Below are 12480 nucleotides of genomic sequence, written 5' to 3'. Positions count from 1 at the left end.
TAACTGTATGAAAAATGATTATATAGATTTAATAGAACCTACTCCTGTTCTAGAGACAAAAAAATGTCAAATCATCGCTTTGTTACTGAAATATTTTTTACAGTTTACTCCAGTATTGGCTGCGTTCATCGCCTGGTACATGTATGATTATTTTATCGCAGGAGCTACTTTGTTGATTACCTTTATAGTTGTTGGCATTGTAAGAGCTAAAATGAGAAACAGTGTCATCCCTCCCTCTCAAAGAGAATATCACTATAATGATGAAGGGATAGCAAAATGGTTTACGGCAAAAAAGTTATGTCCTTAAAGCATCGCGCGAATCATAATTGCATAATGCAGAACAAACAGATTTAAAAAAAATATGAGTAGTGAAGTTCCGCGTGACAAAATATTTTGTATTTTCGTTCGCTCTTTCCCGTTTGTACGAAATGCAATGAAAAAATGAACTATTGTTGCCACGATTATAACAGCTACAATTATGAGTTTTTTGCGTAACTCCTGGACGATAATATTGTCATCATGCGTCAAAAGCATATGATACAAACCATTATCAACAATCATCACAGTACCAGTCAACAGTAAAATAACAATGGAAACCAATTCAAAATAACCGAAAATAGGCCCTATTACCGGGTAAACCTGTTGTTGTTTTTCTTTATCAAGCAGTGTAACACCTAAAATAAACATAAAGATAGAACCGCCTATCCAGGCAATGGCAGCAATAAGATGAATATGTATAAATAAACCCAAATAAAATCCTTTAACCCGGATTATGCAATAGAAAACTTAAGAAAGTCTCTTTCATTACACCCAAGACACATTCATAAAATTATTGACCGACCAAAAAGGTTGGCACAACAATTTTCTAAACATCCCTTGGGCACAAGCATAGAACCTACTTATTGTTTTCTATTGCATAATTCGGGTTTAAATGAGTTCATATAATATTATAATTTAAATAACGAAGTCTTGATATACAACAATATTTTTTAAATTATTCTCTAAAGCATCTTCCAATCTGCAGAACAGTTCATATATCATATTTGAACACTCTTTGACCTCATACTCTTTGGAATGTACCGTACCCAGGTAATAATCATTGTTCGTATTTAAGTGTAAAAGATTGTAGTTTATGTTTTCAGCCACTTTAATATAATGTTCTTCATCAACAGAATCAAGAATGATACAGTGCAGTTTATCATTGAGGGTTATCAATTTGTCAGTACTTCTTAATCTCTTTTTTAATTCGTTAAAGTCTATTGCAATTTTACATTCACAATATATAGCAATAAAGGAAAACTCAGTACCATATCGCTCTTTTCTGTAAAAAAACTCCTTGCCTTCTTCTTTAAGCATTTCCATATACTGATGTTCGTTTTTTCTTATTTCAGCTATTACCTGTAACATGATTCTGCTCCTATTATATACACGATTATAATCTATTAAAATAAATAAGCCCTTATTAATGACCAAAATGCTATTATCTCTTTAAAAAGTAAACTACTTATGGCATTAATTGATCTACAAAAAATCAGCAAACACTATTCGGCACAAAAAATTCTCACTGAGGTTGACTTTCATGTGGATGCAGGCGAGCGTATAGTCATCATTGGAAAAAACGGCAGTGGCAAGTCAACTTTGATGAAAATACTCAACGGGACACTCTCCCCGGATGGCGGACGCCGTATCATCAAAAATGATTTGGAAATCAAAATGCTCGATCAGCGTCCGGCATTTGAAGAAGGACACAGTGTCCGCCAAGCTGTAGAAGCAGGTCTTCAAGAGCTCAATGCCGCAAAAGAGCGATACAATGAACTCTCACTGCTTTTAAGCGAAGATTTTGAAAACAAACTGCTCTTAGAAGAGTATGAAAAACTCTCACGCTACATTGACCACCACAATGCCTGGAATCTGGATGACAAGATAGAACGTATCATTCAGCATTTTCAGCTCAAACCTTATGAACACAAGCCTGTTATGCTCCTCAGCGGAGGCGAACAGCGGCGTGTGGCACTTGCTTCACTGCTACTGCAAAAACCGGATGTGCTTTTGCTTGATGAACCGACGAACCACCTGGATGTTTATATGGTCGAATTTCTTGAAGAGTTGATTTTAAAAGAGAAATTTACCCTTGTTTTCATCTCCCATGACCGTTATTTCATAGACAGAATTGCCACCAAATCGGTTGAAGTAGAAGATTGTGCCCTACGTGAGTACAAAGGCGGATATAATGACTACCTTACACAAAAAGAGGAATATCTCAGAACCCTGCAAAAACAGCATGACAATCTGCTCGGCATACTCAAAAGAGAAAATGAGTGGTTTGCAAGAGGAGTGCGTGCAAGGCTCAAACGAAATGAAGGGCGCAAAGAGCGCTTGATGCAACTGCGAGAAGAAGCAAAAACAAATCCTGCCAAAATCAGAAAAATGTCTGTAGAACTGCAACGCGAGGCAAAACACTTTAACCGTGACAAAAGCGTCAACAAACAAAAAATGCTTTTTGAAGTCAAAGATCTGGGGCTCAAACTCGGTGACAAAGAGCTGTTACACGGTTTTACAACACGTATACTGCAAAAAGATGTCATCGCCATTGTCGGCCCAAACGGCAGTGGAAAATCAACACTGCTAAAAGCGCTGCTTGGACGCATAGAACCGACAAGCGGCAAGATAAAACGCGGAGAATTCAAAGTCGGCTATTTTGACCAGCACAGAGAGATGCTTGATGACGACAAAAACCTTATAGAGACTTTTTGTCCCCACGGTGGGGACCGTGTCAATGTACGCGGCAGTGATTTACATGTATACGGCTACCTTAAAAACTTTCTCTTTCCGCGTGAATTTTTAGACAAAAAGATAGGCGTTCTCAGTGGCGGCGAGAAAAACCGTGTTGCCCTTGCCCTTCTCTTTACACAGGATGTTGACATCCTCATTTTGGATGAACCGACAAATGATCTGGATATTCCTACCATTAATATTTTAGAAGAGCAGTTGACAAATTTTGCAGGGGCTGTTATCATTGTTTCGCATGACAGATATTTTGTCGATAAAATTGCAAAAAAGCTTTTTATTTTTAAACCTGACAAAACCATAGAAGAGTCGCATCAGCAGTATTCTGAGTATTTGGAACTTGAAAAAGAGGTGCAAGAACTTCATGATATGGAAAAAGAAGCAACCAAAGAGCAAAAAACACCTTTACATGTAAAGCCCAAACCAAAAACACTCAAACTTACTTTTAAAGAAAAAATAGCTTTGGAAAAACTCCCGGCCGAGATAGAAGAACTTGAAGCTAAAATAGATGAAAAGAACAACTGCCTCTCAGACCCGAAATGTTATGAAGAGATAGGTCTGAGCAAACTTGCCAAAGAGTTGGCAGATATGGAAGCATTGTATGAGCAAAAAGTTGAAGAGCTTTTAACAATTCAGGAAAAAGAAGAAGAGATTAACAATGGATGAAAAAGAGTATAAAGCAAAACGAGCAAAAGAAGTAGCCCAGCTTGGAGCCGGACATACAGAGTACAGATATGAATATGCCCCTGAATTGCTTGAGACCTTTGAGAATGTCCATCCTGAGATGGACTACTGGGTGACACTCAATGCAGACGAATTCACATCACTTTGTCCTAAAACAAATCAGCCGGATTTTGGCACGCTCATCATCAACTATATTCCTGAGGTGAAAATGGTTGAGAGCAAATCACTCAAACTCTATCTTTTGAGCTTTATTAACAGCGGTGAGTTTCATGAAGATGTTGTGAACAAAATAGGCAAAGATTTAGTTGCACTCATGCAGCCAAAATATCTTGAAGTCATTGGTCTTTTTTATCCAAGAGGCAACATCAGCATCCATCCGACTTTCAGTTATGCAAAAGGGGAAGCAAAATACAAAGAGCTGGAAAAGCATAGGTTTTTCAACAGAAATCTCAACCCGCAAAGAGTAGGATAATATGCAATTAACACCTTTACATGTAAAAGAAAATACAAACATACAATATATGTCTCGTGAACTTCTGTTTCTGGCACACAGCGGACAGCCCTACAGAGGCAGTGTTTACATCAACTTTACCAGCAGCGGTGAGACATTTGATTTGCGTGATTTTAAAAAATACCTGACCTCACTCAGAGACAAAAAATTTACGGCCGAAGATATCGCTTTTGAAATTTATGAGACGATAGCAAGGAGCATAGAAACAAAAAATTTGGGTGTAGTAGTTGATTTGACAGCGCGTGGAGGTTTGCAACAAAGACTCTGCTACGGAGCAGAATTTATACCTGTAAAAAAAGAGAATATCTTTCAGGTATGATAAAAGCCAGCCCTTAATTTTTAAAAACACAAACCCCATAAAGGATTAGTGCCGACTGTTTCAACTTCCCTGCCACTCTCGCCCGCACTACAGAAAAAAATTTAGTTTTTTTCTAAGTTACGCTTTAGCGTTAAAAGTACGGGTTCCAAAAAAATTGCATATTCTCTCGGAATCGGTACTTTAAGTGCCGACTCTCTTGACTTAAGAAAAAGCTCCTTATTTATTCGCATCCTGTAAAGAATCAGCGATTAAAAATGCCAACTCTAATGACTGGTCTGCATTTAAACGCGGGTCACAATGTGTATGATAACGAGAACTTAAATCCTCTTCTGTTACAGTAAATGAACCACCAATACACTCTGTAACATTTTTCCCTGTCATTTCCAAGTGAACACCGCCGGCAAATGTACCCTCAGCCTTATGCACCTGAAAGAACTGTTTCATTTCTGTCAAAATTGCATCAACCGGACGCGTTTTATAGTTGTTTGATGACTTGATGGTATTTCCGTGCATAGGATCACATGACCAGACAACTTTGAGTCCCTCTCTCTCAACAGCACGAATCAATGCCGGCATATGCTCGCCGACTTTGTTTGCACCCATTCTTACGATAATATTTAAGCGCCCTGCTTCATTTTCAGGATTTACCGCCTGAGCCAACCGTACCAGATCATCCGGGTCCATAGTAGGTCCTGCTTTAATACCTATAGGGTTTTTAATACCTTTCATATACTCAACATGCGCACCGTCAAGCTGGCGTGTTCTATCCCCTATCCATACCATGTGTGCTGCAGTATTGTACCAGTCACCGGTAAGAGAATCTTGTCTTGTAAAAGCCTCTTCATACGGTAAAAGCAGTGCTTCATGTGAAGTAAAAAAGTCTGTTTCACGCAATGTTCTGTATGTTCTGGATGTTACACCGCAGGCTTCCATAAACTTTAATGATTTTTCTATATCTTCTGCCAATGCTTCGTACTTCTCACCCACTTCACTTTTATGGGCAAAGTCAAGGTTCCATTTGCTTACCTGATGCAAATCAGCCAATCCGCCTGATGCAAAAGCACGGAGCAGGTTTTGTGTAGCCGTAGCCTGGTTATAGGCTCTTATCATACGTTCAGGATCCGGTGTACGGGACTTTTCATCAAAGTCTATACCGTTTATAATATCTCCACGGTAAGAATCAAGGGTAATATCCCCTTTTGTTTCCGTATCCGAGGAACGCGGTTTTGCAAACTGACCGCCTAGACGCCCTACTTTTACAACAGGAAGTCCTCCGGCATAGGTCATGACAACCGCCATTTGCATCAGGGCTTTAAAAGTATCGCGAATATTGTCGGCATGGAATTCACTGAAACTCTCGGCACAGTCACCACCTTGCAGTAAAAAAGCCTTGCCCTGTGACACATTGGCCAACTGTTCTTTGAGTGAACGTGCTTCTCCTGCAAATACCAACGGCGGGTAGCTTTTCAACTCTTTTAAAACAGCTTCAAGTTTTGCTTTATCAGGATATGTCGGTTGTTGTAATATCGGTTTTTCTCTCCAGCTAGACGGGCTCCAAGTGCTCATTATCAGACCTTATATATTATTGTTTTTGGAATTTTATCAAAAAATAGCTAAAATTGCTATGAGAAAAGCTTTTTTTATGCTTAAATTAGTATAATTGTGAATATTTTTATTTGGAGATTTATGACAAAAAGTGACTTGAAATCATTAGTAACTCAAATGTATCATGAGCTGCTTGAAAATATTGACACACAACAGGAGCCTAACAAAGAACAGGTTGTCACCTATTTGCAAGATGCTGTGATGACTATACAAAATATAAATGACGGAGATATAGACTCAGTAGAACATGCAAAACTGGCATTCACCAACACTTATAAAGAAATTGCAAATAAAACACTTTCATCATATCAACATACAAACAACAAATTTGCCAAACTGACTCAAATTCATGGAGAGACTATTCACAGCTATAAAAATCAGCTCATAGATATGCCTTCAATAAAAGAAAAGTTTGATGAGATTCAAAATCACATGGAAAAAGAGGTGCAACGCGCAAATCAAGTCATATCAGAGTTAAGTACACAGGTAAAAAAACTTGAAGAGAGTTCAAACCTGGATTCTTTGACAAAAATATTCAACAGACGGGCACTTGACACATACCTTCAAAAACTCTGTGCAAAAAAAGAGCTGGAGTATGAACTGCACATACTTCTTCTGGATATAGATGATTTTAAACATATCAATGACAAATACGGACATGTTGCAGGTGATAAAATACTGATTTTTGTTGCCAGACTCTTAAGAAAGACATTGCGTGACGGCGATAAAGTTTTTCGTTACGGTGGCGAAGAGTTCTTAATCATACTCAACAGAATAGATGCAAAAACCTGCCAAAAAATCGCAAAAAGAATTTTAACGCTTATCAGTTCAAATCAACTCTTTTATCAGGGAAAATCATTGAAAGTAACAATGAGCCTGGGTGCGACAATGTACTATCCCGGCGATACAGCGGAAACACTTATAGACAGAGCTGACAAGGCACTGTACAAATCCAAACAAAACGGAAAAAATCAAATGCATGTGGAAGTGAAAAATGGAATTTAACTATTTTGACATTATTGTAGGAGTTGTCATTCTGCTCCTGGGTTTAAAAGGAATACTCAACGGGTTTTTTAAAGAAATTTTCGGACTCATTGGTATCATAGGCGGTATATTTGTAGCATCGAGATTTGGTGATGATGTCGGACTGTATCTGAGTGATACGATATTTAAATTTTCAAACGAATCGGCTATAAGTTTTACAGGTTTTCTGGCAACACTGGCACTTTTTTGGCTGGTCATGGTTCTTATAGGATTTGCATTTAAAAAGTTAAGTTCTCTAAGCGGTCTTGGTCCGATAGACAAAATTTTGGGATTTATCGTAGGCTCAAGCAAGTTTTTTCTTATTGCCGCAGTTATTGCTTATGCGGTTTATAATGTCCAGGCAATCAGAACGACACTTGATTCTACACTCAAAACAAGTGTACTCTTCCCTGTTTTAGTCGAAACAGGAAAATATATTATGAAAATAGATCCTACAGATATATCAAATGATATCAATACAACAATTTCACAGGGCAGTGCGGATCTGCAACAAAAAGTAGAAGAGAACATTTCAGCAGCAGCCTTGCAGCAAATTGACACTATTAAAAATCAAATAAGAGAGAAATAATTATGATACATGTAACTACCAACTTCAACAATAAAACCATGGAATATGAAGAACTGCTGAATGACTTCAAAAAATTGTTAAAAAAAAATAATCTCAAATTTACAATTCAGCGTGAAGTGATACTGGAAACTCTGTACAATTCGGATGAGCACCTGACTCCTGAAGATTTACATCATCTCCTGCAAACCAAATATCCGGAACTAAAAACAGGTATAGCGACTGTTTACAGAACACTTTCGCTTCTTGAAGACTCCCATGTTGTCACCTCACTTTCATTTGGAGCACAGGGAAAAAAATACGAACTTGGAGTAAAAATACATCACGACCATCTCATCTGTACAGAGTGTGGAAAAATCACTGAATTTGTAGATGAAGAGATAGAAAAACGCCAACATGTAATCACAAAAAAACTCGGATTTAAAATGACTGACCACTCTATGCAGATATATGGCATTTGTAAAGAGTGTCAAGAAAAAGAAAACAACTAAGAAAGAAGGAAAACTATTGATTTTTGAAAATAAATACATACAGCAAAGAATAGAAAAAGCAAATGCATTGAAAGATGCAGGGTACAACCCTTATGCAAATGATTCACAAAGAAATACAACTATCGAAAAATATTTGAATGTCAACTCTGATGTAGCCGAGATGGAAAACAAACGTGACGAAAAGCGTCACTATATTGTAAGCGGGCGAATAAAATTTCTTCGCATTATGGGAAAAGCGAGTTTTGTAAAGATTGAAGACGAAAGCGGTATGTTACAGGTTTACATCACTCGTGACAATCTTCCTGAGGGTTTTTACAACACTATGTTTAAAAAAAATATAGAAGTCGGAGACATCATTGAAGTCGGCGGTTTTCCTTTTGTAACAGGACAGGGAGAACTCTCTTTACATGTAGACAGTTTCAAACTCCTGACAAAAGCCATCTCACCGCTTCCTGAAAAGTTTCACGGTATTACGGACAAAGAGATTCGTTACAGAAAACGCTATCTTGATCTGATTATGAATGCGGAAGTAAGAAAAACTTTTCAAATCCGTTCCCGCGTTATCTCTTTGACACGCCGTTTCTTTGAGGACAAAGGCTTTTTGGAAGTTGAAACACCTATGATGCACCCTATTGCCGGCGGGGCCAATGCCAAACCTTTTGTGACACATCATAATGCACTCGGTGTTGACAGATACCTCAGAATTGCACCGGAGCTTTACCTTAAAAGACTGATTGTCGGCGGTTTTGAAGCCGTTTTTGAAATCAACCGTAACTTTAGAAATGAGGGGATGGATGCAACGCATAACCCTGAATTTACCTCTATAGAGTTTTACTGGGCATACAAAACATACAAAGATTTAATCGAAATCACAAAAGAGTACTTCCAGTACCTTTTTGAACATTTAGACTTGCCGACACTTCTTCCGTATGGTGACTTAGAAATAAATTTTGACAATTTTCAAGAGATTCCTCTTATAGAGTCTTTAACAACGATTGGCGGCGTTCCTGCCGATGTTGTAAAAGACAAAGAAAAAATCATTGCTTACCTTAATGAAAAAGGTATTACAGTAAAACCCGGAATGAATTTAGGACAGCTTCAGGGCGAACTTTTTGACGAGTTTGTTGAGAAAAAACTTATTGACCCTACTTTTATAACAGAGTATCCGGTTGAAATTTCTCCGCTAGCCCGCAGAAGTGATGCGCATCCTGAAATTACAGAGAGATTTGAACTCTTTATAGCAGGCCGTGAAATTGCCAATGCCTTCAGTGAGTTAAATGACCCAATAGACCAACTCGCACGTTTTGAGGGACAGATGGCTGCAAAAGAGAGCGGAGATGATGAAGCCCATGAAATGGACAGTGATTTTGTTGAAGCGCTCAGCTATGGAATGGCACCGACGGCGGGCCAAGGTATAGGAATAGACAGACTTGTAATGTTGCTGACAAATGAGCACAGCATAAGAGATGTTTTACTGTTCCCTGCTATGAAGCCTGTACAGGAAGAAAACACAAAAGAAGAGGAAGAGTAAGAGTACTCTTTTCCCTCCCCTCTGCTGATTACAGTTTCTCTGGAGTCAGCCCTACACTCTCTAAAAAATGACGCAGTTCTACCACTATCTCTTTTGAAATGTTTGTATCTTGATGAGGAAGAGGCATAACATACTCTTTGTCATTTAAAAATATCTTTACATGATGATTTTTTGTCATCTCTGTTTTTGCACCATAATGTTCTAGGGCATGTATTAGTTTTTTATAATCAATATTAGATGAAAGCGGATGCTCAAATACTTTTTCTATTTTTGCTTTGTGTTTACTCATGGGTAAATCCTTTTATTTTTTTATTTACAGTGTAATTATAACATGCAGACAGAGAAACTTTTGCTACCTAGTTTGCATTTTTCACTCTCAGCCCATCCTAAAGGATCAATGCCATTAAGTTAAGCATTTATTTGGAACCCGGACTTCAGTGCCGGCTGTTGTAATAGTCATGCCACTCCCGGCCGGCACTGAAGTACCGGTTCCGAAAAAGCATTAAAGTTTCTTAACTTAATGGAAGTGACACTAAAGGATGGGTTCCAGAAAAACAGTATACTTTTTCCTAACCTAAAGCATCGAGACAGAAGTCCGGATTGCGAAATATACCGGAATCGGTACTTTAGTGCCGACTGTTGTTACATCCTTTCCCTTCTCAGCCCGGACAGAAGTCCGAATTCCAATTCTTTACTACTCTGTTCTTTTTTTAAAGATAAGCAGTGTTTTGTCTTCTGTATCATAAAGAGAAAAAGTCTGTTTTTCCACAAGTTTGAGTTTTGAGAGTTTTTGAAATGTCTGTATTTTGTGAAAATACTGCACAATTGTATCCTGGTGTTTTACGTAACTTCCATCTTCCTTTTTTTCAAAAAGTGTGAATTTTGTATGCAGTTCATTGTTTTGAAATATGGCATCGACACTTAAAAACTCTTTCTCGTTTTCACTGCTCATCGTCCCTTCTGCCACATCCCTGAAACCGTAAAGCGTATTGATATCAGCAATAAACACACCCTCATCATTGAGTTTGTCCGCAACCGATTCTAAAAAAGAAAGAAGAGTCTCATTGTCCATAAAATTCAAAACATCAAAAATACTCACAATGGCATCAAATTTGCCATCAACCTCTTTTATGTCAATGCACTCGGCGTCAAATCCCTGTTCTTTACACTCGGCAACCATTACGGCACTCAAATCAATGCCTTTACATGTAACACCGTCGCTACTCATTCGCTGCATGAATCCGCCACGACCGCATCCGACATCCAGCAGTGTTTTTACACTGTATTCATCCAGTTCCGAGCGGTATAAATCATAGAGTGCTTCTGTAGCCTCTTCTATGCCTAAAAGATGTTCTGCCTTGGCATAAAGATCAAGATTAGTCATTTTCTGCTTTTATCACTTCATTGATTTTTTCGTAAATATCCAAAACTTCATCTTTTTTGGCAATATAACTGTTCTTGTTTGCAATGAGATAGGTCGAACTTGTCATAATGTCCTGCACAACTTCCAAACCGTTTTGTTTCATAGTCGTTCCCGTTTCAACAATATCAACTATCATATCGGCAAGACCGATTAACGGAGCAAGTTCTATAGAACCGTAAAGTTTTATGATTTCTACACTCACAGCTCTCTCTTCAAAGTAACGCTTTGTAATGTTGACCATTTTAGAAGCTACTTTGAGCTCAGGTTTTGTCAAATCAAACTTCTCACCCTTTCTCATGCCTATCGCCACTTTACAGATGCCACGACGCAAATCAAGCAGACGAACAACATCAAGCCCCTGCTCTTCCAGTGTATCAAGCCCGACAACCCCAATATCAGCTGCCTGATGGTACACATAGGTTGCCACGTCTTGATTTCGCACAAGTAAAAAACGAAATTTCGGGGTCTCTAGAATTAGTTTTCTGTCATCAAATTTAAAACTGTCACCAAAAATAGTTTCAAAAATTTCCAAAGTTTCTTTGGCTATACGACCTTTTGGCAGTGCAACTGTTAGCATAGTCTATCCTCATTCTGTAATATAATCTTTTTCATAGAGTTGAAAATCAGTTTTTCATCGACTTTTGCATCTCTAAATATCTTTTTAAATTCCAAGGCATCGCCGCCTGTCAAAATAACCGGCAGATTATGGGACATTACTTCACTGTAGAGTGTTTTTAAATATCCGTAACTTATGGCATCTTGTGAATTTTTTGGCATTATATCCAAGTCACACTCAAAGTTAAATGAATATGCCAGCGCAGGAGAAATATTCTCATAGGTTTTTCGCATTGCCTGAATACCAGGATAGATAAAACCGCCCACAAACTCGTTATTTTTAACAACATCAACAGTCACAGCACTCCCCGCATCAATAATAACACCCTCATTGATTGCTTCTACTGCAAATATTCTGTCTATTCCCATAGTCTGATAATATTTTTTTTTATCAATATATTCAGATAAATCTATCCAGTTTGACAAAGAGTGTAGCTTTACATGTAAGGCTTTATTGACACAGATATAATATACCTTTTCTTTGACAGATGAGGGGTCGAAACTTTTTACACTCTCTTTGTATTCTCTGTTTTCATTACAAAAATGATAGGAAGTATTGCCTATATCACACAAAAGCATTATTGGATTTTCCATCCTGCTTCTTTAAAAGCTTTTTGGGCTTTTGAGCATAAGGGTGCATCTATAAACAAAATCTTGTGTTTAAAATTGTGTTCACAGTAGAGTGTCAGCTTTGCATAAATCTCTTCAAATTTATGCACATCTTTCATCAATATTCTGCTCTTTTGACTCACAGCAAAAATTGCCCAAAAATATCCGCGAATATCAGTTGCTTTGTAAATTTTTATTCTGTTTCTTATTCTCAACTCTTTAGGAGAGATTTCCTGCATCTTTTTAAATATTTTACCCTTGTGTCTCAAAGAGTCTACAATCATTTGCATACTAAT

Annotated in this window: 16 protein-coding genes; 8 read left to right on the top strand and 8 right to left on the bottom strand. The window is 37.8% G+C overall.

The window, feature by feature from the left end; translation table 11 throughout:
• The first annotated feature begins 7 nt into the window (after positions 1 to 7).
• Positions 8 to 307: a hypothetical protein gene (locus FJR45_RS04885; protein ID WP_193151602.1), complete on the top strand. Its 300-nt coding sequence runs from the start codon at positions 8 to 10 to the stop codon at positions 305 to 307.
• On the opposite strand, the gene FJR45_RS04880 is transcribed toward FJR45_RS04885, so the two are convergent.
• Both FJR45_RS04880 and FJR45_RS04875 read right to left on the bottom strand, forming a co-directional pair.
• Positions 304 to 750: a hypothetical protein gene (locus FJR45_RS04880; protein WP_193151601.1), complete on the bottom strand. Its 447-nt coding sequence runs from the start codon at positions 748 to 750 to the stop codon at positions 304 to 306. The genes FJR45_RS04885 and FJR45_RS04880 overlap by 4 nt on opposite strands.
• A 204-nt stretch (positions 751 to 954) precedes the next feature.
• Complete coding sequence (locus FJR45_RS04875; protein ID WP_193151600.1) at positions 955 to 1407, bottom strand: hypothetical protein; 453 nt, start codon at positions 1405 to 1407, stop codon at positions 955 to 957.
• A gap of 99 nt (positions 1408 to 1506) precedes the next feature.
• Between FJR45_RS04875 and FJR45_RS04870 the strand changes: the two genes are divergently transcribed.
• The 3 genes from FJR45_RS04870 to FJR45_RS04860 are packed head-to-tail and all read left to right on the top strand — an operon-like array spanning position 1507 to position 4301.
• A complete protein-coding gene (locus tag FJR45_RS04870; RefSeq protein WP_193151599.1) occupies positions 1507 to 3453 on the top strand; it encodes an ABC-F family ATP-binding cassette domain-containing protein in 1947 nt (648 codons plus the stop codon).
• Positions 3446 to 3943, top strand: coding sequence for a preQ(1) synthase (gene queF, locus FJR45_RS04865; RefSeq protein WP_193151598.1), 498 nt, complete (start codon positions 3446 to 3448; stop codon positions 3941 to 3943). Before FJR45_RS04870 ends, queF begins: the two co-directional genes overlap by 8 nt.
• A gap of 1 nt (position 3944) precedes the next feature.
• On the top strand, positions 3945 to 4301 hold the full coding sequence (locus tag FJR45_RS04860) for a hypothetical protein (protein ID WP_193151597.1): 357 nt from the start codon (positions 3945 to 3947) through the stop codon (positions 4299 to 4301).
• 216 nt (positions 4302 to 4517) lie between these two features.
• Here FJR45_RS04860 and FJR45_RS04855 read toward each other — a convergent pair whose 3' ends face one another.
• The gene (locus tag FJR45_RS04855; RefSeq protein WP_226966479.1) at positions 4518 to 5867 is read right to left on the bottom strand and encodes a class II 3-deoxy-7-phosphoheptulonate synthase; all 1350 of its coding nucleotides are present in this window, start codon (positions 5865 to 5867) and stop codon (positions 4518 to 4520) included.
• Between the two features lie 120 nt (positions 5868 to 5987).
• Between FJR45_RS04855 and FJR45_RS04850 the strand changes: the two genes are divergently transcribed.
• Genes FJR45_RS04850 through lysS form a run of 4 tightly spaced genes read left to right on the top strand, consistent with a single transcriptional unit; the run spans position 5988 to position 9537 of the window.
• Positions 5988 to 6911, top strand: coding sequence for a GGDEF domain-containing protein (locus tag FJR45_RS04850; protein ID WP_193151596.1), 924 nt, complete (start codon positions 5988 to 5990; stop codon positions 6909 to 6911).
• Entirely contained in the window at positions 6901 to 7518 is a 618-nt protein-coding gene (locus tag FJR45_RS04845; protein ID WP_193151595.1) for a CvpA family protein, read from the top strand. The genes FJR45_RS04850 and FJR45_RS04845 overlap by 11 nt, the downstream gene beginning before the upstream one ends.
• Positions 7519 to 7520: 2 nt before the next feature.
• Positions 7521 to 8006, top strand: a complete 486-nt coding sequence (locus tag FJR45_RS04840; RefSeq protein WP_193151594.1) for a Fur family transcriptional regulator — start codon at positions 7521 to 7523, stop codon at positions 8004 to 8006.
• A 16-nt stretch (positions 8007 to 8022) separates the two neighbouring features.
• Positions 8023 to 9537, top strand: a complete 1515-nt coding sequence (gene lysS / locus FJR45_RS04835; protein WP_193151593.1) for a lysine--tRNA ligase — start codon at positions 8023 to 8025, stop codon at positions 9535 to 9537.
• Positions 9538 to 9565: 28 nt separating this feature from the next.
• Here the strand turns inward: lysS and FJR45_RS04830 are convergent, their stop codons facing one another.
• The 5 genes from FJR45_RS04830 to FJR45_RS04810 all read right to left on the bottom strand — a co-directional run bounded on the left by FJR45_RS04830 (position 9566) and on the right by FJR45_RS04810 (position 12474).
• Positions 9566 to 9826, bottom strand: coding sequence for a hypothetical protein (locus FJR45_RS04830; RefSeq protein ID WP_193151592.1), 261 nt, complete (start codon positions 9824 to 9826; stop codon positions 9566 to 9568).
• A gap of 405 nt (positions 9827 to 10231) precedes the next feature.
• Entirely contained in the window at positions 10232 to 10921 is a 690-nt protein-coding gene (locus FJR45_RS04825; protein WP_193151591.1) for an SAM-dependent methyltransferase, read from the bottom strand.
• Positions 10914 to 11537: an ATP phosphoribosyltransferase gene (hisG, locus tag FJR45_RS04820; protein WP_193151590.1), complete on the bottom strand. Its 624-nt coding sequence runs from the start codon at positions 11535 to 11537 to the stop codon at positions 10914 to 10916. Before hisG ends, FJR45_RS04825 begins: the two co-directional genes overlap by 8 nt.
• Complete coding sequence (locus tag FJR45_RS04815; protein ID WP_226966478.1) at positions 11531 to 12169, bottom strand: type III pantothenate kinase; 639 nt, start codon at positions 12167 to 12169, stop codon at positions 11531 to 11533. The genes hisG and FJR45_RS04815 overlap by 7 nt, the downstream gene beginning before the upstream one ends.
• Positions 12154 to 12474 carry a hypothetical protein gene (locus FJR45_RS04810; RefSeq protein ID WP_193151589.1) on the bottom strand — a complete coding sequence of 107 codons (321 nt, stop codon included), beginning with the start codon at positions 12472 to 12474 and terminating at the stop codon, positions 12154 to 12156. The genes FJR45_RS04815 and FJR45_RS04810 overlap by 16 nt, the downstream gene beginning before the upstream one ends.
• Positions 12475 to 12480 lie beyond the last annotated feature (6 nt).

Source organism: Sulfurimonas sediminis, from assembly GCF_014905115.1.
GTDB lineage: Bacteria > Campylobacterota > Campylobacteria > Campylobacterales > Sulfurimonadaceae > Sulfurimonas > Sulfurimonas sediminis.
Note: the sequence above shows the minus strand (reverse complement) of the source record. Positions and strands in the feature narration are given on the sequence as shown.

Excerpts from the sequence above, each read along its gene's own strand:
- FJR45_RS04850 (WP_193151596.1), top strand. The coding sequence starts at position 5,988 with ATGACAAAAAGTGACTTGAAATCATTAGTAACTCAAATGTATCATGAG.
- hisG (WP_193151590.1), bottom strand. The coding sequence starts at position 11,537 with ATGCTAACAGTTGCACTGCCAAAAGGTCGTATAGCCAAAGAAACTTTG.
- FJR45_RS04885 (WP_193151602.1), top strand. The coding sequence starts at position 8 with ATGAAAAATGATTATATAGATTTAATAGAACCTACTCCTGTTCTAGAG.
- queF (WP_193151598.1), top strand. The coding sequence starts at position 3,446 with ATGGATGAAAAAGAGTATAAAGCAAAACGAGCAAAAGAAGTAGCCCAG.
- FJR45_RS04845 (WP_193151595.1), top strand. The coding sequence starts at position 6,901 with ATGGAATTTAACTATTTTGACATTATTGTAGGAGTTGTCATTCTGCTC.
- FJR45_RS04810 (WP_193151589.1), bottom strand. The coding sequence starts at position 12,474 with ATGCAAATGATTGTAGACTCTTTGAGACACAAGGGTAAAATATTTAAA.
- FJR45_RS04870 (WP_193151599.1), top strand. The coding sequence starts at position 1,507 with ATGGCATTAATTGATCTACAAAAAATCAGCAAACACTATTCGGCACAA.
- FJR45_RS04875 (WP_193151600.1), bottom strand. The coding sequence starts at position 1,407 with ATGTTACAGGTAATAGCTGAAATAAGAAAAAACGAACATCAGTATATG.
- FJR45_RS04830 (WP_193151592.1), bottom strand. The coding sequence starts at position 9,826 with ATGAGTAAACACAAAGCAAAAATAGAAAAAGTATTTGAGCATCCGCTT.
- FJR45_RS04825 (WP_193151591.1), bottom strand. The coding sequence starts at position 10,921 with ATGACTAATCTTGATCTTTATGCCAAGGCAGAACATCTTTTAGGCATA.
- FJR45_RS04860 (WP_193151597.1), top strand. The coding sequence starts at position 3,945 with ATGCAATTAACACCTTTACATGTAAAAGAAAATACAAACATACAATAT.
- FJR45_RS04855 (WP_226966479.1), bottom strand. The coding sequence starts at position 5,867 with ATGAGCACTTGGAGCCCGTCTAGCTGGAGAGAAAAACCGATATTACAA.
- FJR45_RS04815 (WP_226966478.1), bottom strand. The coding sequence starts at position 12,169 with ATGGAAAATCCAATAATGCTTTTGTGTGATATAGGCAATACTTCCTAT.
- FJR45_RS04840 (WP_193151594.1), top strand. The coding sequence starts at position 7,521 with ATGATACATGTAACTACCAACTTCAACAATAAAACCATGGAATATGAA.